Annotated in this window: 21 protein-coding genes; 6 read left to right on the top strand and 15 right to left on the bottom strand. The window is 65.5% G+C overall.

The window, feature by feature from the left end:
- Nucleotides 1–69: 69 nt before the first annotated feature.
- From ACQY4V_RS06190 to ACQY4V_RS06150, 9 genes are all read right to left on the bottom strand, one after another.
- Complete coding sequence (locus ACQY4V_RS06190; protein ID WP_428515991.1) at nt 70–522, bottom strand: cytochrome c-type biogenesis protein; 453 nt, start codon at nt 520–522, stop codon at nt 70–72.
- A complete protein-coding gene (locus ACQY4V_RS06185; RefSeq protein WP_428515990.1) occupies nt 519–2,486 on the bottom strand; it encodes a heme lyase CcmF/NrfE family subunit in 1,968 nt (655 codons plus the stop codon). The genes ACQY4V_RS06190 and ACQY4V_RS06185 overlap by 4 nt, the downstream gene beginning before the upstream one ends.
- A gap of 269 nt (nt 2,487–2,755) precedes the next feature.
- Nucleotides 2,756–3,343 carry a holin family protein gene (locus ACQY4V_RS06180; RefSeq protein WP_428515989.1) on the bottom strand — a complete coding sequence of 196 codons (588 nt, stop codon included), beginning with the start codon at nt 3,341–3,343 and terminating at the stop codon, nt 2,756–2,758.
- Nucleotides 3,334–3,945: a holin-associated N-acetylmuramidase gene (locus tag ACQY4V_RS06175; RefSeq protein ID WP_428515988.1), complete on the bottom strand. Its 612-nt coding sequence runs from the start codon at nt 3,943–3,945 to the stop codon at nt 3,334–3,336. The genes ACQY4V_RS06180 and ACQY4V_RS06175 overlap by 10 nt, the downstream gene beginning before the upstream one ends.
- Before the next feature lie 67 nt (nt 3,946–4,012).
- Nucleotides 4,013–4,459, bottom strand: coding sequence for a cytochrome c maturation protein CcmE (ccmE, locus tag ACQY4V_RS06170; RefSeq protein WP_428515987.1), 447 nt, complete (start codon nt 4,457–4,459; stop codon nt 4,013–4,015).
- Between the two features lie 28 nt (nt 4,460–4,487).
- Complete coding sequence (gene argC, locus ACQY4V_RS06165) at nt 4,488–5,516, bottom strand: N-acetyl-gamma-glutamyl-phosphate reductase (protein WP_428515986.1); 1,029 nt, start codon at nt 5,514–5,516, stop codon at nt 4,488–4,490.
- 71 nt (nt 5,517–5,587) lie between these two features.
- Complete coding sequence (locus ACQY4V_RS06160; protein ID WP_428515985.1) at nt 5,588–6,403, bottom strand: glutamate racemase; 816 nt, start codon at nt 6,401–6,403, stop codon at nt 5,588–5,590.
- 22 nt (nt 6,404–6,425) lie between these two features.
- Nucleotides 6,426–7,289, bottom strand: a complete 864-nt coding sequence (locus ACQY4V_RS06155; RefSeq protein ID WP_428515984.1) for a lysophospholipid acyltransferase family protein — start codon at nt 7,287–7,289, stop codon at nt 6,426–6,428.
- 91 nt (nt 7,290–7,380) lie between these two features.
- On the bottom strand, nt 7,381–10,800 hold the full coding sequence (locus ACQY4V_RS06150; protein ID WP_428515983.1) for an indolepyruvate ferredoxin oxidoreductase family protein: 3,420 nt from the start codon (nt 10,798–10,800) through the stop codon (nt 7,381–7,383).
- Between the two features lie 179 nt (nt 10,801–10,979).
- Here ACQY4V_RS06150 and ACQY4V_RS06145 point away from each other — a divergent pair, with 179 nt between their 5' ends.
- Entirely contained in the window at nt 10,980–11,873 is an 894-nt protein-coding gene (locus ACQY4V_RS06145) for a LysR family transcriptional regulator (RefSeq protein WP_428515982.1), read from the top strand.
- A gap of 197 nt (nt 11,874–12,070) precedes the next feature.
- Here the strand turns inward: ACQY4V_RS06145 and ACQY4V_RS06140 are convergent, their stop codons facing one another.
- The gene (locus ACQY4V_RS06140) at nt 12,071–13,201 is read right to left on the bottom strand and encodes a M24 family metallopeptidase (RefSeq protein ID WP_428515981.1); all 1,131 of its coding nucleotides are present in this window, start codon (nt 13,199–13,201) and stop codon (nt 12,071–12,073) included.
- Nucleotides 13,198–14,229, bottom strand: coding sequence for a pyridoxal-phosphate dependent enzyme (locus ACQY4V_RS06135; protein WP_428515980.1), 1,032 nt, complete (start codon nt 14,227–14,229; stop codon nt 13,198–13,200). The genes ACQY4V_RS06140 and ACQY4V_RS06135 overlap by 4 nt, the downstream gene beginning before the upstream one ends.
- 146 nt (nt 14,230–14,375) lie before the next feature.
- Here ACQY4V_RS06135 and purL point away from each other — a divergent pair, with 146 nt between their 5' ends.
- The 5 genes from purL to grxD all read left to right on the top strand — a co-directional run bounded on the left by purL (nt 14,376) and on the right by grxD (nt 18,338).
- Complete coding sequence (gene purL, locus ACQY4V_RS06130) at nt 14,376–16,541, top strand: phosphoribosylformylglycinamidine synthase subunit PurL (RefSeq protein WP_428515979.1); 2,166 nt, start codon at nt 14,376–14,378, stop codon at nt 16,539–16,541.
- A gap of 227 nt (nt 16,542–16,768) precedes the next feature.
- Complete coding sequence (locus tag ACQY4V_RS06125; RefSeq protein WP_428515978.1) at nt 16,769–17,317, top strand: hypothetical protein; 549 nt, start codon at nt 16,769–16,771, stop codon at nt 17,315–17,317.
- A 178-nt stretch (nt 17,318–17,495) separates the two neighbouring features.
- Entirely contained in the window at nt 17,496–17,738 is a 243-nt protein-coding gene (locus ACQY4V_RS06120; protein WP_057793905.1) for a BolA/IbaG family iron-sulfur metabolism protein, read from the top strand.
- A gap of 4 nt (nt 17,739–17,742) precedes the next feature.
- Nucleotides 17,743–17,979: a hypothetical protein gene (locus tag ACQY4V_RS06115; RefSeq protein WP_428515977.1), complete on the top strand. Its 237-nt coding sequence runs from the start codon at nt 17,743–17,745 to the stop codon at nt 17,977–17,979.
- Entirely contained in the window at nt 17,976–18,338 is a 363-nt protein-coding gene (grxD, locus tag ACQY4V_RS06110; RefSeq protein WP_428515976.1) for a Grx4 family monothiol glutaredoxin, read from the top strand. The genes ACQY4V_RS06115 and grxD overlap by 4 nt, the downstream gene beginning before the upstream one ends.
- Nucleotides 18,339–18,562: 224 nt before the next feature.
- Here the strand turns inward: grxD and glnT are convergent, their stop codons facing one another.
- From glnT to ACQY4V_RS06090, 4 genes are read right to left on the bottom strand one after another with little or no spacing between them, the layout of a single operon-like run.
- A complete protein-coding gene (glnT, locus tag ACQY4V_RS06105) occupies nt 18,563–19,897 on the bottom strand; it encodes a type III glutamate--ammonia ligase (RefSeq protein ID WP_428515975.1) in 1,335 nt (444 codons plus the stop codon).
- Nucleotides 19,898–19,939: 42 nt separating this feature from the next.
- Nucleotides 19,940–21,277 carry an FMN-binding glutamate synthase family protein gene (locus ACQY4V_RS06100; RefSeq protein WP_306130295.1) on the bottom strand — a complete coding sequence of 446 codons (1,338 nt, stop codon included), beginning with the start codon at nt 21,275–21,277 and terminating at the stop codon, nt 19,940–19,942.
- 12 nt (nt 21,278–21,289) lie between these two features.
- Nucleotides 21,290–21,961: a protein GlxC gene (locus tag ACQY4V_RS06095; protein WP_428515974.1), complete on the bottom strand. Its 672-nt coding sequence runs from the start codon at nt 21,959–21,961 to the stop codon at nt 21,290–21,292.
- Between the two features lies 1 nt (nt 21,962).
- Entirely contained in the window at nt 21,963–22,856 is an 894-nt protein-coding gene (locus tag ACQY4V_RS06090; RefSeq protein ID WP_428515973.1) for a class II glutamine amidotransferase, read from the bottom strand.
- Between the last annotated feature and the right edge of the window lie 3 nt (nt 22,857–22,859).

Raw genomic sequence — 22,859 nt, 5'->3', positions numbered from 1 at the left:
CGGGCCTCCATCTGGCGTTTGACGCCAATCAACCCCGCCCGGCCCGGAAATGCAACGCGCGACGGCGCGTCAGTCCTTCATGATTTCGCGCAGCCGCGCCTCTTCGGCGGCGCTCAGCCCGGCCTCGCCCTCCGGTTTCGCGCCCGCGCGCCCCCGGATATAGACCGCCGCCAGCAGCCCGCCCAAAAGCAGCATCACCGGCCCCGCCAGCCACAGCACCAGGTTGCTGCCGCTGGCTACCGGGTTCAGCAGCACGTATTCGCCGTAGCGGTCCACGACGAAGTCGATGACCTCCTCGTCGCTGTCGCCCGCCACCAGCCGCTCGCGCACCAGCAGGCGCAGGTCGCGGGCCAGGTCGGCGTTGGAATCGTCGATGCTCTCGTTGCGGCAGACAAGACAGCGCAGGCCCGAGGATATCTCCCGCGCGCGTTCCTCCAGAACCGGATCGTCGAGGATCTCGTCCGGCTGCACCGCCCAGAGCGGCGAGGCCAGAAGGCAGAGGATCAGCACCAGACGTTTCATTCCGCCGGCACCCCCACGGCGCGCGTCTTGCGCGCCCCCGCCGCCACGCGGTAGCGCCGGTCGGAGAGCGACAGCGCGCCGCCGATCGCCATCAGGATCGCACCGCCCCAGATCCAGTTCGCCAAGGGCTTGTAGTAGGTCCGCACGGCCCAGCCGCCCGCCGCCTGCTCGTCGCCGATCACAACATAGACGTCGCGCAGAACGCCGTTGTCGATCGCGGCCTCGGTCGTCGGCATCCCGGCCACCGGGTAGATGCGCTTTTCCGGGGTCAGCCGGCTGATCTCGGATCCGCCCTTCGACAGGGTCACATCCGCCATGGTCGACAGGTAGTTCGGCCCCTCCACCTCGCGCACGTCATCGAGCGTGATGGTCAGCCCCGACACCTCGAAACTGTCGCCCACCTGCGCCACGCGGATATCCTCGGCCTCCCAGGCCAGCATACCGGCGATGCCTGCGATGGTAATTCCAAAGCCCGCATGGGCCACAGCCTTGCCCCAGTCGGCGCGCGGCAGGCGCGTCAGCCGCGACAGGCGGCCCCCGCCCCGTCCCGTCCGGCTCCACAGATCGACCGCCGCGCCCGACACCAGCCAGGCCGCGAGGAACAGGCCCACCGGCCCCAGCGCGCTGCGCTCTGTCTGCATCGCGAAGGCCAGCGCGCCCACCGCCACGGCCAGTGCAAAGGCGCCCGCCAACGGCCGCAGAACCCGGCCTAGGTTGCCCCGCTTCCACGGCAGCATCGCGCCCACCGGCAGGATCAGCCCCAACAGCACCATGAACGGCGTGAACGCCATGTTGAAGAACGGCTCGCCCACGCTCAGCTTGCGGTCGAACGCAAGTTCCGAGATCAGCGGCCAGATCGTACCCACAAAGATCACAAAGGCCGACACGCCCAACAGCACGTTATTGGCCACCAGCATCGTCTCGCGGCTCATCAGGCCAAAGACCCCCTTCGCCTGCATCGCCCCCGCCCGCGCGGCGAACAGCGTCAGGCCCAGCATCATGAAAAACCCGGTGATCATCAGCAGGAACACGCCGCGCTCGGGGTCCGTGGCAAAGGCATGGACCGAGGTCAGCACGCCCGAGCGCGTGATGAACGCGCCGATCATGGAAAACCCGAAAGCGATGATCGCCAGCAGAATGGTCCAGCTTTTCAGCGACTCGCGTTTTTCCACCACGATGGCCGAATGCAGCAGCGCGGCGGCAATGAGCCACGGCATGAACGACGCATTCTCCACCGGATCCCAGAACCAGAACCCGCCCCAGCCCAGCTCGTAATACGCCCACCAGGACCCAAGCGCGATGCCGATGGTCAGGAAGATCCACGCCGCCAGCGTATAGGGCCGCACCCACCGGCCCCAGGCCGCGTCGACCCGGCCTTCGATCAGGGCGGCCAGCGCGAAGGAATAGGTCATCGAAAGACCCACGTAACCGAGGTAGAGAAACGGCGGATGGAACGCCAATCCCGGGTCCTGCAAAAGCGGGTTCAAATCCCGCCCATCGAAAGGCGGCACGTCCATACGCAGGAACGGGTTCGAGGTGAAGAGAATAAACGCAAAGAACGCCACCCCGATCAGCCCCTGGATCGACAGCACGCGGGCCTTCAACGTCGGCGGCAGGCTGCCCCCGAACCAGGCCGCGAAGGCCCCGAACAGCGTCACAATCAGCACCCACAGCAGCATCGAGCCTTCGTGGTTCCCCCAGACGCCGGTGATCTTATAGAGCAACGGCTTGGCCGAATGGCTGTTGGCGACCACCAGCTCCAACGAGAAATCCGAGGTCACGAAGGCCCACATCAGCGCCCCGAACGCACCCAGCGTCAGCACGAATTGCAGCGTCGCGGCGGGTTCGGCCACGGCCATCCACCCCGCCCATCGCTTCTGCGCGCCGATCAGGGGCACGACCGACTGAAAGCACGCCACGAAGAAGGCGAGGATGAGTGCGAAATGTCCAAGCTCGGTGATCATGGCCCGGTTATAGTCGTCCCGCGCCCCGCCTCCAACGTCTTTCGGGTGCGACGGGCGATCACATTGTCGCGGGATCAGCCTTGCCCGGCGAGGCGCGCGATCGCCAGACCGCGGGCTGGCGAGCCGACCTTGGTTCAGCACACTTTATCGCCACCAAGTCCGAAAAACCTCAATACGAAGCGCCTACGTCACCCAATCGCCAGCCCGGGGGGCGGTCTGGCGATCGCGCGGCGGTGCAGCAAGCTGCACCTTGATTCCGCGCCGTAAGTTCACCGCCCGTGGCTCGCGTCCTGCCACTCCCTCAAAGCCGCATTGGGCTCGCTCTCCACCTGCTGCACCTGCAACGCCAGCCCCGCGTCATGCCCGGTATCGGCCACGCCCGCGCTGCCCGCCTCCAGCGCGCGCAAGGATTTCAGGTTGCCCACCACCTGCGGCGTGCGCGCCATGGTGGCGGCGATCGAGCGGTGAAATTCCTGCCCCTTCGCCTGATGCCGCGCACCGAAATAGAAGCTGACGATCGCGCCCAACAGCCACCACAATGGTTCGGGCACCAGCGCGATCCCTTGCATCCGCTCGGAAAACCAGATCGGGTCCACCATGGCGGCCACGAACAGCCCAAGCGTGCCAAGCGCCATGGCCGGTCGCGGCACCCGGTTCAGCCCGTCGATGAACCGGTCGTACCGGCCCTTGCGCTCGGCCTTGAACTCGGCCGCCAGCTGCGCCAGCGCCGCGCCCTGCAATTCGGCGGCGCGTTGGTCGGATTTCTCGGCATTCACCCGGAACACTTCCGCGGTTTCGGCCACGGCATTGCGCCCGCCGCCGAAGACCAGGCCCAGGACCGTCTCGATCAGTCCCATTTCGCCACCCGGTCCCGAAACTCCGCCGGCGTCATGTGATAGCGCGACGAGATGAACGCCTCGGCCCGCCGAATCCAGCCGCCCTTGCCGCCCGCCCGGGTGCGCGCGAACTTGCGCGACGCGGGGCGCTGATCGGCCAGCCTGAAATAGTAATTCCGCCGCGCGATCCCGTAGGCATCCGCGATGTGCAGCGGCGCCACGCCATGGGCCAGCTCGGCCGCCTCGATGGTCTGAGGCCCGATGATGCCATCGACGGACACCTCGTGCCCCATCTGCCGCAACAGCCGTTGCAGGATCTTCACCGCGTTGGCCCCGGCATTCACGTACATGTCGAACACGCTGGCCTGCAAAACCTGCGGCAGGCGCGCGATGCCGGGCCGGTGGTAATAATGGTCGATGAAGATGTCCTGCGCCTGCGCCCGGCTGAGACGACGCACATCGGCCACGTCCACATCCCCGTCCCGGTCAAGGTCCAACCCCAGCCGCCGCATCGTGTGGATGGTCACGCCATGGTTGGTGGCCCCGCCCGGGTCGTCGGGGTCGGTCACGAACCCGCCTTCCCGCGCCAGGATATCCTTTGCGATCTCCGAGACAGTCTGCATTCCGCGCCCCCTTGGCCAGCGATGTCAAATCACCGGCAAGGGTTGTCAGGATTGGTTAACGCGTGGCTTAGCTACCGTCCGGTTCCTGGTAGACGCCCTGTTCCTTCAGCGCATCGACCACCTCTTTCGGCATGTATTCCTCGTCATGCTTGGCCAGGATCTCGGTCGCGGTAAAGACGCCGTTCTCGTAGCGGCCCAAGCCGACCATGCCCTCGTTCTCTCCGAAAAGATCGGGCAGAACCCCGGTATAGCGCACCGGCACCGACGCCCCGCCATCGGTCACGCTGAAGGTCACCGTCTCGCCTTCGCCGCGCCTGAGCGTGCCTTCCTCGACCAGCCCGCCGATGCGGAAGGTTTCCGAGGGCGCGGGCGGCTCGGCCATCACCTGGCTGGGCGAGCGGAAGAAGTTTATGCCGTCGCGCATCGCGTAGCCGATCAGACCGGTGGCCAGGATCAGCGCAATCGCCGTCACCGCGATGACTTGGATTCGCCGCTGTTTCTTCAGTGATTTCATCGCGCTACCCCGTCCTCCTCAGGGAAACTCACGGAAACACCGGCGCCAGCATCAGCCCCGTCGTCTCGTCGATACCTAGCATCAGGTTGGCATTCTGCAAAGCCTGCCCGCTTGACCCCTTGCACAGGTTGTCGAGCGCGGCAACCACGATGGCCCGCCCGTCGATCCGGTCCGCCACCACGCCGATATGGCAGAAATTGCTGCCCCGCACATGCCGCGTGCTAGGTCCCTCGCCGTAGGGCAGAACCTCGATGAACGGCTCGTCGGCATAGGCGTTGTAAAGCGTCTCATAGACCGCCTTGGCCTCGCCCTTCACGTATCCCGTCGCCAGAATGCCCCGGTTCGCCGGGATCAGATGCGGCGTGAACTGGATGCGCACGTCGCGGCCCGCAATCTCCGAGAACTCCTGATCGAACTCGCCCAGGTGCCTGTGCGTGCCCCCCAGAGCATAGGCGTGATACCCCTCCGACAGCTCCGCATGCAGCAGATTTTCCTTCAAGCTCCGCCCGGCCCCGGACACCCCGCATTTCAGATCGAGGATAATTTCGTCGAGGTCGATCACCCCCGCCTGGATCAAGGGCCGCAGCACGTATTGCCCTGTCGCGGCATTGCACCCCGTCCCGGCCACCAGCCGCGCCTCGCGGATGGCGTCGCGGTAAAACTCGGTCAGGCCATAGACGGCCTCCTGCTGCATCTCCACCGCCGCGTGCGTGTTGCCGTACCATTTCTCGTAAGCATCCGGGTCGCGCAGCCGGAAATCCGCGCTCAGATCCACGATCTTCAGATCCTTGGGCAGCGCCGCGATGATCTCCTGGCTGGTCTTGTGCGGCAGCGCGCAGAAGCACAGGTCGATCCCGGAAAAGTCGATCTCGTCGATCGTTACCAGCGTCGGCAAATCCAGGTGCCGCAGATGCGGAAACGCCTGCGCCATGGTCTGCCCCGCCTTGGAATTGGCCGACAGCGCGGCAATCTCCAGCCCCGGATGGGTGGCGATCAGCCGTACAAGTTCGGCGCCGGTATAGCCCGAGGCGCCCAGAATGGCGATTTTATGGGTCATGTCAGACCTCTTTCATCAGTTATCAGTCATGTAAGGAAGAATGGGCGCGCCCGCAATGCGACGCGCTGGCCTCAGGCGGCCTGAAACGTGATCCCTCGTCGCAGGAACTGCGTCGCCCGGTCCGAAGTCCGCTTGGGATCGCCCGTGGTCAGGAACCGCACACCCTCGCCTCCTTCGGCCATTTCGGGATGGCGCGACAGGTAATCGGCCAGGCTCGCCGCCACCAGTTGCGGCTGCGAATAGACCTGCACCTCGGGGCCAAGCGCCGCCTGAAACACGTCCTCGACCAGCGGGTAATGCGTGCAGCCAAGCACGGCGGCCTGCGGATTGGGCATCTTGCGCTTCAGCGCATCCACATGGCTGCGCACCAGCGCCTCGGCCAAAATCATGTCGCCGTCCTCGATCGCGTCCACCACCCCGCCACAGGCCTGCGCCTCCACGTCCACGCCGATGGCGCGGAACGCCAGTTCCCGCTGAAAGGCCCGGCTGCTGACGGTCGTGGGCGTGGCAAAGAGGGCCGCGTGCTTCACCGCCACCTCGCGCGGGGGCGAGTTGTCGCCCCATTGCCGCTCGGTCAGCGCCTCGATCAGCGGCACGAAGACCCCCAGCACGCGCTTGCCCTTGGGCACGCCTTCCTCCTGCATCCGGCGCAGCGCGGCGGCGGACGCCGTGTTGCAGGCCAGAATCACGAGGTTGCAATCCTCGTCATGCCACAGTCGCTGCACATGCGCCTTGGTGCGGTTGAAAATATCGTCAGGGTCGCGCACCCCGTAAGGCGCGTTGGCGTTGTCGCCCAGATAGACCAGAGCCACCTCCGGCAGCCGCGCCTCCACGGCGCTCAGAACCGTCAGGCCGCCAAGCCCGCTGTCGAAAATCCCAACTGCCATGTCAACCGCGCTGCGCGCGCCCCTAGTCGTATTCGAAGCCAATCTCGTCCGCGTTCACCGGACGCGTGCTAAGCTCATACGTCTTGTGCCGCAGAAACGCCATCATGGATTTCGTGTCCCCGGCCCGTGCGCGCAATTCGTCCTGCGCGATGGGCTGGCCCAACACCACCTGCACACGGGTGTCCACGCGCTTGTTGAACTCCTTGATCAGAAGCCCCATGCGCAGCGTGGTGTGCATATGGCTGGCCAGCTGGAACAGCCGGCTGGTATGTCCCTCGAAGAACACCGGCACCACCGTGGCGTCCGATTTCGCTACCATCCGCGCCGTAAACCCGCGCCAGCCGGGGTCGAGGGGCTGGGCAAAGGGTTTCGCCGCCGTACTGACCGTCCCGCCGGGGAAAATCCCGATGGCGCCGCCGTCCTTCAGGTAATTCAGCGCCGTCTTGCGCGTTTCGACATTCAGCGCGACAGCCTCTTTCGTCTCGTCGAAACTGATCGGCAGGATCACGCGGTTCAGGTCCTCTGCCTTGCGAAAGATCTGGTGCGCCAGGATGCGGAAATCGCCCCGCGTCTGGCTCAGGATATGGCCCATCATCAGGCCATCCAGAATGCCATAGGGGTGGTTCGCGATCAGGATCAACGGCCCCGTGCGCGGAATGCTGTCCAGGCTGCCGCCCACCACGTCCAGCGTCAGGCCATAGCGCTCTACCATCACCTGCCAGAAATCACGGCCCGCCGCGACCTCCTGCTCGTACCCCGCCGCCCGCTTGATCAGCCGGATACGGCCCGTCAGGTTCTCCATCGTGCGGATCATGGCGCGCCCCCCGCGGGTCTGCGCCGAGTAGGCATAGCTGATGTCACGGGCCACGTGGCGTTCCAGGCGCATCTTACCGTCCGTCTCGATTCGCGTGCATCCATCTACATCGCCCCGCCACGTAACAGGGCGATGAAATTTGGGTAACAAACGCGCGGGCGGCCTACTGTGCCGCCCGTGCCACGTCCTGCCCGCCGTCGCGGATCACCTGCAACAGATGCTCGCGCTGCTTGGCCGCCTTCTGTGCGTTTGCCATCTTCACCGGACCGAAGCCGCGAATCTGCAACGGCAATTCGGCCAGCGCCACAATGGCGTCCTGCGTCCGGCCCTCCAGCTTCGGCAGCACTTCCGCCATGTCCGCCTCGTACTCGCGGATCAGCGCGCGTTCCATCCGCCGCTCCTCGCTATAGCCGAAGATGTCCAGCGGCGTGCCGCGCAGGCCCTTGAACTTCGCCATCAGGCGCATCGGCTTTTCCATCCAGGCGCCGAATTGCCGCTTCTTGGGCCTACCGTCCGGGCCGGTCTTGCTCAGGATCGGCGGCGCCAGGTGAAAGGTCATGTCGAAATCACCCGCGAACTCCTCCTCGGCCTTCTTCCGGCTCTGGATCAGCAGGCGCGCGACCTCGTATTCGTCCTTGTAGCTCAAGAGCTTGTGATAGCCCATCGCCACCGCTTCGCGCACTTGCTCGTTCTCGATCCCGTCCACCAGCTTGCGATACCGCTTGGCCAGCCGCTTGGACTGATATCCGACCAGGTGATCTGCCCGGAAGGCGATCTTCTCCTCCAGCGATTTGGGTTTCTGCACCACGTTCGGCGTCACCATGCGGTCAGCCTCCTCGGGGTGCACGGCGGCCCATCGCCCGATCTCGAAGGCGCGCAGGTTGCGCTCCACCGCAGCCCCGTTCAGCTCGATGGCGGCGTCGATCGAGGCCTTGGACAAGGGCACAAGCCCCCGCTGCCACGCCGCGCCAAAGATGATCATGTTGGAGAAGATCGCGTCGCCCATCGCCACCCGCGCCAGTTCACTGGCGTCGAACAGCACCACGTCGTCCTGCATTCGCGCCTTCAGCGACAGCGCCAGCTGGTCCGTCGGCAGCGTGAACTCGGTGTCGCGAGTGAAATCGCCGGTCATGATCTCGTGGCTGTTGACCACGCCGCCCGTGCGCCCCATCCGAGTCAGGCCCAGCGTCTTGGCCCCGGCGCTGACCACGAGGTCGCCACCGATCAGCGCATCGGCCTCGCCCGTGGCGACCCGTATGGCACTGATATCGCCCGGCTTCTCGGCAATCCGGCAATGGATATGCACCGCGCCGCCCTTCTGCGCCAGACCGGCCATTTCCATCATACCGGCACCCTTGCCATCAATCTGCGCCGCCTGCGCCATGACGGCGCCGATGGTCACGACGCCGGTACCGCCAACGCCGGTGATCACCACGTTATAGGTGCCGTCGATCTTGGGCAGCGCAGGCTCCGGCAGATCCGGCAGGTCCAGATCGGCCGAGGCTTCCTTGCGGATCTTGGCCCCTTCCAGTGTCACGAAGGACGGGCAGAACCCCTTGAGGCAGGAAAAATCCTTGTTGCAGCTCGACTGGTCGATGGCCCGTTTCCGGCCCAGCTCCGTCTCCTTCGGCACGATGGCGACGCAGTTCGACTGAACCCCGCAATCACCGCAGCCCTCGCAGATATCGGTGTTGATGAACACGCGTTTGTCGGGGTCCGGGAAGGTGCCGCGCTTGCGGCGGCGGCGTTTCTCGGCGGCGCAGGTCTGCACGTAAATGATGGCCGACACGCCATTGATTTCCTGAAACTTCTCCTGGACCTGCATCATCTCGGCCCGCTCGTGCCAGCCGATGCCCGACGGGAAATGAGACTTCTCGGGTTCTTCCTTCTCGTCATAGACCACCGCGATGTGCTCCACGCCCATCGACTTCAATTCGCGCGCGATCCGGTCGGGCCCAAGTCCGCCTTCGTTGGTCTGCCCCCCTGTCATGGCGACCGCGTCGTTGTAGAGGATCTTGTAGGTGATGTTCACACCCGCCGCCAACGCCGCGCGAATGGCCAGAACGCCCGAATGGTTGTACGTTCCGTCGCCCAGGTTCTGGAACACATGCTCGCGGTTGGAAAACGGCGCCTCGCCGATCCAGTTGGCGCCTTCCGCGCCCATGTGCGTGAACCCGCTTGTCTCGCGATCCATCCACAGCGACATGATGTGACACCCGATCCCGGCATAGGCGCGCCCGCCCTCGGGCACCTTGGTCGAGGTGTTGTGCGGACACCCGGCACAGAAATAAGGCAGCCGCGCCGCCAGTTCCTCTGCGTTGTCCGATTTCTTCGCTTCGTCAATCAATTGCAGGCCGGCCTTCACGCGGTCCGTGCCGCGGCCTTCCTCCACCAGGATGGTCCCGATCTTCTCGGCCACCATCACCGGGTCCAGCGCCATGCGCGTCGGGAACAGCTCCTCGGAGTGCAGGCCGCCCGCGCCGCCCTTGTACCAGCCATAGACGCGCCGGCCTTTGCGGTCGTCGAAAATCGCCTCCTTGATCTGGATCTCGATCAACTTACGCTTTTCCTCGACCACCACGATCAGGTCCAGCTCCTCGGCCCAGTCGTGAAAGCCCTTCATGTCCATCGGGAAAGTCTGGCCCACCTTGTAGGTCGTCAGCCCCAGACGCTCAGCCTCGGCGGCATCGATCCCCAGCATGTCCAGCGCATGGGTCAGGTCCAGCCAGTTCTTGCCCGCGGCCACGAACCCGATCTTCGCGCCGGGTTTACCCCACACCCGCTTGTCGATCTTGTTTGCGTGGGCAAAGGCTTCGGCGGCGTACCTCTTGTGGTCGATCATCCGCGCTTCCTGCGCGATCCAGTGATCCCCCAGCCGGATGCTCAGGCCCCCATCGGGCATGTCGAACTCCGGCAGCACGAAATTCATCCGGTCGAGACTGCCATCGACGACGCTGGTCACCTCTACGGTGTCCTTCATCGTCTTCAGCCCGGCCCAGACGCCCGCGAACCGCGACAACGCAAAGCCATAGAGGCCAAAGTCCAGGATCTCCTGCACCCCCGCCGGCGACAGCACGGGCATGTAGGCATCCACCAGCGCCCAGTCCGACTGATGACACACCGTGGAACTCTCCCCGGTGTGGTCATCCCCCATCGCCATCAGCACGCCGCCCAGCGGCGCGGTCCCGGCCATGTTGGCGTGCCGCATCACGTCGCCCGAGCGGTCCACCCCCGGCCCCTTGCCGTACCACAGGCCAAAGACGCCATCATGCTTGCCCTCGCCGCGCAACTGCGCCTGTTGCGTGCCCCACAGCGCCGTCGCCGCCAGATCCTCGTTCAGGCCAGGCTGGAAGGTGACATTCGCCTCGGCCAAAGTCTTTTGCGCCCGCGCCATCTGCAGGTCCACCGCCCCAAGCGGCGAGCCGCGATAGCCGGTGACATACCCGGCGGTGTTGTGCCCCTCGGCGCGGTCCCGTGCGGCCTGCATCAGCATCAGACGCACAAGGGCCTGCGTGCCGTTCAACAGGATCTGCGACTTGGACAGGTCCAGCCGGTCGTTCAGGGAAATCTTCTGATCGCTCATGTCGTCCTCCCGTGGCGCTTGCGCGATCCCGCGCAATTGCTATGTATATAGGCGTGTATTAGGTCAATATACGTGACCTAATGCAGTTTTTCACGCGAATTCCGCGCTATCGGCTGTGAACCGCAAATGTTTTTCTGCTATTGCGCCAGCGGGGAATGGATTGAATTGAAAGTTGCGAAATGGATTGGGACAAACTGAGAATATTTCACGCGGTCGCCGACGCGGGCAGCCTCACCCATGCCGGGGACCAGCTTCACCTGTCGCAATCCGCTGTCTCACGACAGATTCGCGGGCTCGAGGAATCACTCAACGCCACGCTCTTTCACCGCCACGCCCGCGGCCTCATCCTGACCGAACAGGGCGAGCTTCTGTTCGACGCCACCCGCGCCATGGTCAAGCGTCTGGACGCCGCCACCGCGCGCATCCGCGACAGCGAGGAAGAGGTGTTCGGTGAACTCCGCGTCACCACCACCATCGGATTCGGCACGCTCTGGCTCGCCCCGCGCCTTCCCAAGCTCTTCTCGACCTATCCCGACCTCAACATCGACCTCATGCTCGAGGAACGCGTGCTCGACCTGCCCATGCGCGAGGCCGACGTGGCCATCCGCATGAAGGAACCCAGCCAGGCAGACCTCATCCGCAAGCGCCTGATGATGATCAACATGTGCCTGTACGCGACGCAGAAGTATCTCGATGAGCGCGGCACGCCCGAAGGGATGGAAGACCTCGGAACGCACCGGCTGATCTGCCAGAACCCGCGCTCGGCCCAGGTCGGCGCCGGCGCCACGCTGGTCAACGAACTGGTGACCTACGACATCCCGTCGCTGCTGACCGTCAACAACTATTACGGCGTGCTGCAGGGCGTGCTCAACAACCTCGGCATCGGCGTCCTGCCCGATTACTTGGGCCAGGATTTCGACCAGCTTGTCCGCGTCCTGCCCGACGTGCAGTCCTCAGACGTGCCGGTCTTCCTCGCCTACCCCGAGGAGCTGCGCCATTCGCAGCGCATCAAGGCGTTCCGCGATTTCGTTCAGGAAGAAATTGTGGCCTATCGCAAAAACGTCGCGAAATAAGGCGTTTCGGGCAATTTGCGCGCGCCATAACAGCAGCCATGCGGCAACAGCATAGCAGGTTTTCGCATAGTGCGGCCTGTTTACCCTTGATCGCTCGAAAAACGGGCACTAATTCCACGGCATGACGGTGATCAACCCGATCACTTCATACCTCCCTGTTGGACTATGGCCGAGCTTATCAGCTCGGCCTTTTTTTCTCAGATCAATGGGATGTCCGGGCCCGCCAGCGGCGACAGCCCCCGCGGCGCGCCTTCGGTGATCAAGATATTCTCCTCGTGCACCATGCACAGGTCCCCGGGCCGGTCTATCCCCGGCTCCAGCGTGATCACCATGCCCGGCTCCAGCACGGTCTGATCGCGTGCCGTCAGCGACATCCCCTCGGTCAGCTGCATCCCCAGCCCGTGGCCCAGCCGTCCCGCGGTCTCGCCCGCGCCGACGATAGCCGACATGGCGCGCCACAGGTCGCAGGCCCGCGCACCGGGCCGGGCAAGCTCCATCGCCGCCTGCGTGGCCTCGACCAGCCGCGCATGGGCCTCCGCCACGCCGTCGCCCACGTGGCCCACGGCGAAATTCCGGTCGAAATCGCAGAAATACCCGTCCCACACCGCGCCCGTGTCCAGCATCAGAACGTCGCCCGCCCGTAGCGGCCTCTCGGACGCGGGCGAGATCACGTCCGCATAGCCACCCTGCCCCGCGCCGCCCGCAAGGTAAGGCACCCAGTCTGCGCCTTCCTCCAGCAGCAGGCGCTGAAAGTCGCGAAAGACCTGCGCCAGCGGGCGGCCCGCGCCCGCGATCTCGGGCACACGGTCAAAGGCGCGGCCCGCGATGGCGCAGGAAGTCCCGATCCTGGCGACCTCGGCTGGCGACTTCACCGCCCGCAGCCGCGCCACGATCCCCGCATCGCCCGTGAACGGCAGACCCGCCAGCTCCCTCACCCGCGCGAAATCCGCCAGCGGCATGCGCAGATGCGTCTCAAAGCCCATCGGCACCCCCACCGGGCCGCCAACCTCGGCCAGCGTCTGCGCCAGCAGGCTCACACCGTCATCCTCGGGATCCGGAGCCGGCCACGTGCGGATATCCTCGATCCATGTCCGCCCCATCAGCGCGGCCCCGATCGAGGGAATCACCGCCTTGGGCGGCCCTTCGCGCGGCACCACCAGGAACCACGGACGGCTCGGGCTTTCCCAGAACCGCGTCAGGAACCCGGTAAAATAGCGCACATCCGCCTCGGTGGTCAGCAGAAGCGCCCCCAGCCCGGCGCGGTCCATCAGCACCTGCGCCCGCGCCGTGCGGGTCTCGTATTCCGCACGGTCGAATCCCCGGTTCATGCCTCGGCCTGCTCACTCAGGATGCACAGCACCCGCGCCTCCGGTCCAAGGCCCATCAACCGCACGGCCGCCAGCCCCGCCGCACCGGATTCGGTGCTCTCCAGCCCCATCAGCGTCAGCTCCGGCAACACCTCCGCCGCTTCCTCCTCGGTGATGGTGACAAAGGCATCGGCATCCCGCGACAGCCCGCGCAGCGCGATCAGCGAAGGCTCCTTGCAGTCCAGCCGTCCCATGGCCGAGACCGGCCCCTCGGTCGCCACGGGTCGCCCCGCCTCGATGCTGGCCTGCAAGGCCGGGGCCGCCTCGGGCTCCACCACGACGATGCGCGGCGCTGCGCCCCAATGCTGGCGAAACAGCGTCGCGCAGGCCCCCGCCAGCCCGCCAACCCCGGCTTGCAGGAAAATATGCGTCGGCACCTCGGGGATCTGCCGCACAGCCTCGTCTGCCATCACCAGGTAGCCTTCCATCAGCCGCCACGGCAGGTCCACGTATCCCGGCCAGGAACTGTCCGACAGGAGCGTCCAGCCGTTATCCGAGGCCGTCGTCTCGGCCGCCTTCATGCTGGCCGCGTAGTCCGCCCCGGCCCGCACCACCTCCGCGCCCATGCCGCGCAGACGCCCGGCAAAGCCTTCGGGCACCGTCTCGGCGATATAGACCACCGCCTTGGCGCCAAAGACCTTGGCCCCGGCGGCCACCGACATCCCGTGATTGCCCGCGCTCGCGGTCACGTAAGTCCGTCCCGCCAGCGCGTTCGCCATGTCGCCATCCCCCGTCGCCGCGGCCTCATGCGCAATCACGTAAGCCGCCCCAAGCGCCTTGAAGCTGCCCAGCCCCATGCGCCCGCGCTCGTCCTTGACGAACAGCGTGGTGCCAAAGGCTTCGCGCCGCTCCAGCGGCGTCACCCCATGCGCCGGACATTCCGCCAACAGCCGCAACGGCGCGGCGGCATCCACGCTGGGGCCGGGGATCTCGGCCAGCACCCCGTCCACCAGCCCCTGCCCCCGCCACGGGTTCTCGATGATCTTCATGGCACCTCCTTTTCGCCCAACCCGACGGCATCGTGCGGCATCCGTCAAGGCCCATGACACGCACCGCGCCGCACCCCCTTCCCCCCGCTGCGTTCATGTCCTAATAGGGGCGCCATCTGCACCGCACCTTGGGGGACATGTTTCACATGCAGGAACCGGCCATCACGTCCGATCTGATCGCGGCCCACGGGCTCAAGCCCGACGAATACGACCGCATCCTCGAAATCATCGGCCGCGAACCGAGCTTCACCGAACTCGGGATCTTCTCGGCCATGTGGAACGAGCATTGCTCCTACAAGTCCTCCAAGAAATGGCTGCGCACCCTGCCCACGGACGGCCCGCAAGTGATCTGCGGCCCGGGCGAGAATGCGGGCGTCGTGGATATCGGCGACGGTCAGGCCGTGGTCTTCAAGATGGAAAGCCACAACCACCCGTCGTATATCGAGCCCTACCAGGGCGCGGCCACCGGCGTGGGCGGCATCCTGCGCGACGTCTTCACCATGGGCGCGCGCCCCATCGCGTCGATGAACTCGCTTAGCTTCGGCGAGGTCGCCCACCCCAAGACCCGCCAGCTGGTGCATGGCGTGGTCGCGGGCATCGGCGGCTACGGCAACTGCTTCGGCGTGCCCTGCGCGGGCGGCGAGGTGCGCTTCGACCCGGCCTATAACGGCAACTGCCTCGTCAACGCCTTCGCGGCGGGGCTGGCCGATGCCGACAAGATCTTCTACTCCGCCGCCTCCGGCATCGGAATGCCCGTGGTCTATCTCGGCGCCAAGACCGGCCGCGACGGCGTCGGCGGCGCCACCATGGCCTCGGCCGAATTCGACGAGACCATCGAGGAAAAGCGCCCCACCGTGCAGGTCGGCGACCCTTTCACCGAGAAACGCCTGATGGAGGCCACGCTGGAGCTGATGGCCACCGGCGCCGTCATCTCGATCCAGGACATGGGCGCCGCAGGCCTCACCTGCTCGGCCGTCGAGATGGGCGACAAGGGCGGCCTCGGCGTGAAACTCAACCTCGACGCCGTCCCGCAGCGCGAGGCGAACATGACCGCCTACGAGATGATGCTGTCGGAATCCCAGGAACGGATGCTCATGGTCCTGCGCCCGGAAAAGGAATCCGAGGCCCGCGCCGTGTTCGAGAAATGGGACCTCGACTTCGCCATCGTCGGCGAAACCATCGCCGAGGACCGCTTCCTGATCATGCACAAGGGCGAGGTCATGGCCGACCTGCCTCTCGCCACCCTCTCGGGCAGCGCGCCGGAATACGACCGCCCGTGGGAAGAGCCTGAAACGCCCGAGGCGCTCGACGATGCGAATGTACCCAATGTCGATCCCATCGACGGGCTGAAGGCGCTCATCGGCTCGGTCAACTACTGCGGCAAGCAATGGGTCTACGAGCAATACGACACGATGGTGATGGCCGACAGCGCCCGCACCCCCGGCCAGGGCGCGGGGCTCATCCGCGTCCACGGCACCGACAAGCACCTCGCCTTCACCTCCGACGTCACGCCCCGCTACGTCAAGGCGAACCCCTTCGAGGGCGGCAAACAGGCGGTGGCCGAGGCCTATCGCAACCTCACGGCACTTGGGGCCGTGCCGCTCGCCACGACCGACAACCTCAATTTCGGCAACCCCGAGAAACCGGCGATCATGGGCCAGTTCGTCATGGCCATCAAGGGCATCGGCGCGGCCGTCGCAGCGCTCGACATGCCGATCGTGTCTGGCAACGTCTCGCTCTACAACGAGACCGACGGCAGCGCGATCCTGCCCACCCCCACTATCGGCGCGGTCGGCTTGATCCGCGACCCCGAGACCGCCATCACCGGCCAGGCCCGCGACGGCCACGTGGCCCTGCTGGTGGGCGAAACCACCGGCCACCTGGGCCAGTCGGCGCTTCTGACCGAGGTCTACAACCGCATCGAAGGCGACGCGCCGCATGTGGATCTCGACGCCGAGAAACGCAACGGCGATTTCATCCGCGCCAACCACGCGCTGATCAAGGCCTGCACCGACCTTTCCGACGGCGGCCTTGCGCTCGCCGCCTTCGAGATGGCCGAGGCAGCGGGCGTGGGCGTCTGCCTCGACAGCGACGAGACGGCAGTCCTCTTCGGCGAGGATCAGGCCCGCTATCTCATCGCCTGCAACTTCGATCAGGCCGAGGCGCTGATGATCGCCGCCGGCCAGGCCGGGGTGCCGATCCAATCCGTGGGCCGCTTTACCGGTAGCGACGTGCAAATGGGCCGCTCCAGCGCGCCACTTACCGAGCTGGCCGCGATCTACCGCGGCACCTTCGGCGACACCTTCGCCTGACACACCGTAGGGCGGGGTTTAACCCCGCCTCCGCACGCCGGTGCCGGGATGAAATCCCGGCCCACCCTGCCCCGCGCACCAAAACATATCCCGTAGAGCGGGGTTTCACCCCGCCTTCCCGGACCAATACCTCCCGCTCGCGCCCCATCACGTTTGCGTCGGGGGCGTTGGCGGGCCTGCCACGCTCTGCCATTCTTTCGGAACCTACCCTCCGAAAGGTTCCGACCATGCTCCGCCTGTCCCTGACCCTCGCCCTCGTCACGCTGCCCCTCATGGCCACCGCCCAGGACAGCGAAACGCCCACCCCGGACACTCCGATCGAAGCCCCCATGACCCTCGACCGGCTGGACACGATCCTGAAATCACTGGACGAGAGCACCCGGACCGACGGCCGCGTCTGGCAACTGACCATCGCCGACACGCCCGTACTGATCATCACCGATCCCGACAATGACCGCATGCGTGCCCTGTCCCCCGTGGCCGATCTCGAAGACGTGCAGGTCGACACGCTTCAGCGCATGATGCAGGCCAATTTCGACACCGCGCTCGATGCCCGCTACGCCATCGCCAAGGACATGGTCTGGTCCACCTATATCCACCCGCTCGCCCCGCTGGAAAAGGACCAGCTGATTTCGGGGCTCGGCCAGGTCGTCAATCTCGTGCAGACCTACGGCACGCTCTACACCGGCGGCGCGATGCAGTTCGGCGGCGGCGACAGCGGCGCCCTACAACGGGACCTTATCGACGAGCTTCTGAAAAAGGGCGAGGAGCTCTGACGCGGCGCGCACCCACCCCACATCGTAGGGCGGGGTTCCACCCCGCCGCCCCACCCGGATGCCGTGATGAAATCCCGGCCTACCCCGCCACGGACGACATCGCCGGAAACCACGTCCGTCGCTTGCATCCCGGCCCTGCCCTCTCTACATCAGGGGCAGACACCAAGGAGACGCGCACATGCCCATGCAAGTCCAGGAAATCGAGGACCTGATCCGCGAAACCTTCCCCGACGCCAAGATCACCATCACCGATCTGGCGGGCGACGGGAACCACTACGCGGCCGAGGTCATCGACGAAAGCTTCCGGGGCAAGAACCGTGTCCAGCAGCAGCGCGCCGTATATGCCGCGCTCAAGGGCAAGATGGACGGCCCCTCGGGCGACCTGCACGCCCTGGCGCTGACCACCAAGGCCCCGGACTAGGCCCATGAGCTGGACGCTGATCATCCTGCTGGTCCTGGTTGCCGCCGCCATCGCCGCGGTGGCCATCGTGGGCCAGCGCAAATCCCCCGGCCAGCGCGGCAGCGAACCAGGGACCGGGATGCACACACTTGAATCCGACTACCAATCCGGCATGGGCGGCGGCAACGTCCGGCGCTGGGAAATCCCCCGCGATCCGCAAGCCTATGCCAAAATCTTTGCACCGAAGGACACCAACAAATGAGCGACCCGAAGACGCAAATCGAAGAGACCGTCAAAGCCCACGACGTGGTGCTCTACATGAAAGGCACCAAGACCATGCCGCAATGCGGGTTCTCGTCCCGCGTCGCTGGCGTGCTGAACTACATGGGCGTCGAATACACGGACGTGAACGTGCTGTCCGATGACGGCATCCGGCAGGGCATCAAGGATTATTCCGACTGGCCCACCATCCCCCAGCTCTACGTGAAGGGCGAATTCGTCGGAGGCTGCGACATCATCACCGAGATGACGCTCTCGGGCGAGCTCGACACGCTCTTCGAGCAGAACGGCGTCACCTATGACAAGGACGCCGCCGAGAAGATCCGCGAAGCCAACGCCTGAGCGGCTCTTTCCAAACGGTTAATCCAAGGCGCGGTCCCCGGTCGGAGGCCGCGTTTTTCTTTACAAGGCGTCAACGCCGCGCACTCCGTTCATTCCGATCCCCGGAAAATGGCACCGCCGCGATACCACTCGGATACCGACGCGATACCGACGTCGGAACGGGGCGCTTTTCGCGGACTGTTAACGCTTGTCCGCCGGTCCGCTCCGCCCCAGTCCGCACCGGGTCAGATATCCAGCGTGTGGTCCTTTTCCCACTGGCTGAAGTGCGACATGTAGGAATCCCACTCCTGCCGCTTCATCTTCAGGAACGCCGAGGAAAACGCCTCGCCAAGCATCGCCTTCAACTCGCGGTCCTTGTCGTACAGGCGCAAGGCATCCAGCATGTTCAGCGGCAGCTTCGGAGCACCGCGCACCTTGTAGCCCTCGGCGTACATGTCGATGTCATACCGCTTGCCCGGATCCGCCTTGGACCGGATCCCGCTGAGACCCGCCGCGATGATCACGGCCTGAAGCAGGTAGGGGTTCGCCGCCCCGTCCGCCAGCCGCAGCTCGAACCGCCCCGGCCCCGGCACGCGCACCATGTGGGTGCGGTTGTTGCCGGTCCATGTCACCGTGTTGGGCGCCCAGGTGGCCCCCGACGTGGTGCGCGGCGCGTTGATCCGCTTGTAGCTGTTGACCGTCGGGTTGGTGATCGCCGCCATCCCGCTGGCGTGCTTCATGATCCCGCCCAGGAAATTGGCGCCCCGGTCCGACAGGCCCAGCTCTGCCGTCGGGCTGCCCTCGGCCTTGTCGGTGGCAAAGACGTTGGTCTTGGCCTTTGCCCCGGGCGCATCCCAGACCGAGATATGCACATGCGCGCCGTTGCCGGTCAGCCCCTCGACGGGCTTGGGCATGAAGGTGGCGCGAAAGCCGTGCTTTTCGGCCACCGACTTGGTCATGAACTTGAAGAACGAATGCCGGTCCGCCGTCACCAGCGCGTCGTCGAACTCCCAGTTCATCTCGAACTGGCCATTGGCATCCTCGTGGTCGTTCTGGTACGGGCCCCAGCCCAGGTCCAGCATGTAGTCGCAGATCTCGCGCACCACGTCATAGCGGCGCATCACCGCCTGCTGGTCATAGCAGGGCTTCTCGGCGGTATCGAACTCGTCACTCAGCGAATTGCCATCCGGCGTCAGCAGGAAATACTCCGCCTCCACGCCGGTCTTGACGTGCAGGCCTTCCTCGGCGGCCTCGTCGATCAGGCGCCGCAGGACGTTGCGAGGCGCTTGCGCCACGTCCTCGCCCTCCATCACCGGGTTGGCGGCGACCCAGGCGACCTCGGGTTTCCACGGCAATTGGATCACGGATTCCGGGTCCGGCACGGCCAGCATGTCGGGATGCGCCGGCGTCATGTCCAGCCACGTGGCAAACCCCGCAAAGCCCGCGCCATCCTCCTGCATGTCGGCAATCGCCTGCGCCGGCACCAGCTTGGCGCGTTGCCCGCCGAAGAGGTCCGTGAAGGAAATCATGAAGTACTTTACGCCGTTCTTGTCGGCGAATTTCGCCAGGTCCGTGGCCATTGTCGTCTCCCCGTTTCTTGTCGTTGTTGATTATTGTCGCGATTACATACCGCCCTGCCCGGGAATCCAAGAGGTTCCCGCCAAAGGCACCCGCGCCATGGCAGCGGCCTCCACGGTAAGGGCTTGTAAATCTTCTGGCTCCAGATTGTGCACGTGGTTCTTGCCACAGGCCCGGGCCAGCGTCTGTGCCTCCAGCGTCAGGACCTTGAGGTAATTGTTCAGCCGACGCCCGGCCTCGACCGGGTCCAGGCGTTTCGACAATTCCGGGTCCTGCGTTGAAATGCCCGCCGGGTCGCGGCCTTCGTGCCAGTCGTCATAGGCCCCGGCGGTGGAGCCGAGCGCATTGTACTCGGCCTCCCACTTGGGGTCGTTGTCGCCGATGGCCACCATGGCCGCCGTGCCGATGCTGACCGCGTCCGCGCCAAGCGCCAGCGCCTTGGCGACGTCCGCGCCCGTGCGGATGCCGCCCGAGACGATCAGCTGCACCTTGCGGTGCATGCCCAGTTCCTGAAGCGCGGCCACAGCCTCGCGGATACAGGCCAATGTCGGGATGCCGACATGCTCGATAAACACGTCCTGCGTGGCCGCCGTTCCGCCCTGCATGCCGTCGATCACCACCACGTCCGCTCCGGCCTTCACGGCCAGCGTCGTGTCGAAGAACGGGCGCGCCGCGCCGACCTTGACGTAAATGGGCTTTTCCCAGCCGGTGATCTCGCGCAGTTCCAGGATCTTGATTTCAAGGTCATCCGGCCCGGTCCAGTCCGGGTGGCGACAGGCAGACCGCTGATCGATCCCCTTGGGCAGCGTGCGCATCTCGGCCACACGATCCGAGATTTTCTGGCCCAACAGCATCCCGCCGCCGCCGGGCTTGGCGCCCTGGCCGACGACGACCTCGATGGCATCCGCCTTGCGCAGATCGACCGGGTTCATCCCGTAACGGCTCGGAAGGTATTGATACACAAGCGTTTTCGACTGGCCGCGCTCCTCGGGCGTCATGCCGCCATCGCCCGTGGTGGTCGAGGTCCCGGCCATCGACGCCCCGCGCCCCAGCGCCTCTTTGGCTTGCGCCGACAGCGCGCCAAAACTCATGCCAGCGATGGTGATCGGGATCTTCAGCTCGATCGGCTTCTTCGCATAGCGCGTGCCCAGCACCACGTTCGTGTCACACCGCTCGCGATAGCCTTCCAGCGGGTAACGCGACATCGACGCACCCAGGAACACCAGGTCGTCGAAATGCGGCACCTTCCGCTTGGCCCCGCCACCGCGAATGTCGTAGATTCCGGTGGCCGCGGCCCGGCGGATTTCCGCATTAACGTCCGGCGTGAAGGTATTGGAATATCTCGGCAAAGTCCGCGGAGCGGATTTTTGATTGTCGCTCATTCGTCCGTCTCCTCAGTAGGCGTTGTCGATGTTGAAATTATACAGCGTCCGGGCCGAGCCATAGCGCCTGAACTCGGACGGATCGGCGTCGATCCCGGCCTTGTCCAGAAGCTCGGTCAGCTTCTCGACATGCTCGGGCCGCATCTCCTTCTCGATGCAGTCGGCGCCCAGGCTTTTGACGCTGCCGCGCACGAACAGCTTCGCCTCGTAGAGCGAGTCGCCAAGCGCATCGCCTGCATCCCCGCAAACCACCAGGTGCCCCGCCTGCCCCATGAAAGCCGACATATGCCCCACATTGCCGCCCACCACGATGTCGATTCCCTTCATCGAGATCCCGCAGCGGGACGAGGCGTTGCCCTTGATCACAAGAAGCCCACCATGCCCGGTCGCCCCGGCATACTGGCTGGCATCGCCCTCGACGATTACCGTGCCGCTCATCATGTTCTCGGCCACGCCCGGGCCGACATTGCCAGCCACCCGCACCGTCGCCTGCTGGTTCATGCCCGCGCAGTAGTACCCGGTCGAGCCCTTCACGGTCACATCCAGCGGCGCGTCCAGCCCCACGGCAATTGCATGGCTGCCGCGCGGATTCACCACTTCCCAACCGGTCTCGTTGCCGCTGGCCCCTTGCAGCGCGGCGTTCAGCCCGCGCAGCCCATCGGCTTCCAAATCGTATGTCTGCATCTCAATGGCTCCAGAAATAAACGGTGGCGGGTTCGGGCTCCCACACGCGGGCGTCCTCGATCCCCGGCAGGTTCACCAGCGCGCGATACTCGCTGCCGAAGGCCACGTATTGATCTGTTTCGGCCATCACGGCAGGCTTGCATGCGATCGGATCGCGCAGCACGCCGAACCCGTCCTTGGTGCCGACGACAAAGGTGTAAAAGCCATCGAGATCCGCCAGCCCCGCCTCCAGCGCTTCGCCAAGCGTATGACCCTGCTGCATTTTCCACGTCAGGTAGGCAGCGGCGACCTCGGTGTCGTTCTGCGTCTCCACCTCGATCCCCTCACGCGCCAGTTGCCGGCGCAGCGCGTTATGATTGCTGAGCGACCCGTTATGGACAAGGCACTGGTCGGACCCCGTGGAAAACGGGTGCGCCCCCAGCGTGGTAACCGCGCTTTCGGTGGCCATGCGGGTGTGACCGATGCCGTGGCTGCCGGTCAGCTTGGGGATGTCGAAGCGTTTCGCTACGTCCCCCGGCAGGCCAACCTCCTTGTAGATCTCGATGATGTCGCCCGCGCTCATCACACGAATATCCGGGCGCAGCCGCTTGACCTCCTGCCGCGCCGCCGACACCTTGTCCTGCGGAAGGTCCAACACCGCGTGAGTGTCGATCACCCGCTGGCTGATTCTGGCACCCACCTCCTTGCCGATCTCCTCGGCAAGGCCCTCGAACTGGCTTGGCTCGGCAGCCTGCAGGGTCAGTTTCGCCTGCCCGTCGCGATCCGTGCCGTAGACGGCAATGCCCGCGCTGTCGGGCCCTCGGTCGGACATGGTGATCAGCATGTCGGTCAGCATTTCGCCCAAGCGCGGCTCAAGCGTCTTGTCCTTCAGGAACAGTCCAACGATTCCACACATATC

Origin of the sequence: Roseovarius sp. (assembly GCF_965277045.1) — a bacterium.
Lineage (GTDB): Bacteria > Pseudomonadota > Alphaproteobacteria > Rhodobacterales > Rhodobacteraceae > Roseovarius.
Note: the sequence above shows the minus strand (reverse complement) of the source record. Positions and strands in the feature narration are given on the sequence as shown.

Bases quoted from the DNA above. Each gene is read 5' to 3' on its own strand.
- ACQY4V_RS06190 (WP_428515991.1), bottom strand. From the start codon at position 522: ATGAAACGTCTGGTGCTGATCCTCTGCCTTCTGGCCTCGCCGCTCTGG.
- ACQY4V_RS06185 (WP_428515990.1), bottom strand. From the start codon at position 2,486: ATGATCACCGAGCTTGGACATTTCGCACTCATCCTCGCCTTCTTCGTG.
- ACQY4V_RS06180 (WP_428515989.1), bottom strand. From the start codon at position 3,343: ATGGGACTGATCGAGACGGTCCTGGGCCTGGTCTTCGGCGGCGGGCGC.
- ACQY4V_RS06175 (WP_428515988.1), bottom strand. From the start codon at position 3,945: ATGCAGACTGTCTCGGAGATCGCAAAGGATATCCTGGCGCGGGAAGGC.
- ccmE (WP_428515987.1), bottom strand. From the start codon at position 4,459: ATGAAATCACTGAAGAAACAGCGGCGAATCCAAGTCATCGCGGTGACG.
- argC (WP_428515986.1), bottom strand. From the start codon at position 5,516: ATGACCCATAAAATCGCCATTCTGGGCGCCTCGGGCTATACCGGCGCC.
- ACQY4V_RS06160 (WP_428515985.1), bottom strand. From the start codon at position 6,403: ATGGCAGTTGGGATTTTCGACAGCGGGCTTGGCGGCCTGACGGTTCTG.
- ACQY4V_RS06155 (WP_428515984.1), bottom strand. From the start codon at position 7,289: ATGCGCCTGGAACGCCACGTGGCCCGTGACATCAGCTATGCCTACTCG.
- ACQY4V_RS06150 (WP_428515983.1), bottom strand. From the start codon at position 10,800: ATGAGCGATCAGAAGATTTCCCTGAACGACCGGCTGGACCTGTCCAAG.
- ACQY4V_RS06145 (WP_428515982.1), top strand. From the start codon at position 10,980: ATGGATTGGGACAAACTGAGAATATTTCACGCGGTCGCCGACGCGGGC.
- ACQY4V_RS06140 (WP_428515981.1), bottom strand. From the start codon at position 13,201: ATGAACCGGGGATTCGACCGTGCGGAATACGAGACCCGCACGGCGCGG.
- ACQY4V_RS06135 (WP_428515980.1), bottom strand. From the start codon at position 14,229: ATGAAGATCATCGAGAACCCGTGGCGGGGGCAGGGGCTGGTGGACGGG.
- purL (WP_428515979.1), top strand. From the start codon at position 14,376: ATGCAGGAACCGGCCATCACGTCCGATCTGATCGCGGCCCACGGGCTC.
- ACQY4V_RS06125 (WP_428515978.1), top strand. From the start codon at position 16,769: ATGCTCCGCCTGTCCCTGACCCTCGCCCTCGTCACGCTGCCCCTCATG.
- ACQY4V_RS06120 (WP_057793905.1), top strand. From the start codon at position 17,496: ATGCCCATGCAAGTCCAGGAAATCGAGGACCTGATCCGCGAAACCTTC.
- ACQY4V_RS06115 (WP_428515977.1), top strand. From the start codon at position 17,743: ATGAGCTGGACGCTGATCATCCTGCTGGTCCTGGTTGCCGCCGCCATC.
- grxD (WP_428515976.1), top strand. From the start codon at position 17,976: ATGAGCGACCCGAAGACGCAAATCGAAGAGACCGTCAAAGCCCACGAC.
- glnT (WP_428515975.1), bottom strand. From the start codon at position 19,897: ATGGCCACGGACCTGGCGAAATTCGCCGACAAGAACGGCGTAAAGTAC.
- ACQY4V_RS06100 (WP_306130295.1), bottom strand. From the start codon at position 21,277: ATGAGCGACAATCAAAAATCCGCTCCGCGGACTTTGCCGAGATATTCC.
- ACQY4V_RS06095 (WP_428515974.1), bottom strand. From the start codon at position 21,961: ATGCAGACATACGATTTGGAAGCCGATGGGCTGCGCGGGCTGAACGCC.
- ACQY4V_RS06090 (WP_428515973.1), bottom strand. From the start codon at position 22,856: ATGTGTGGAATCGTTGGACTGTTCCTGAAGGACAAGACGCTTGAGCCG.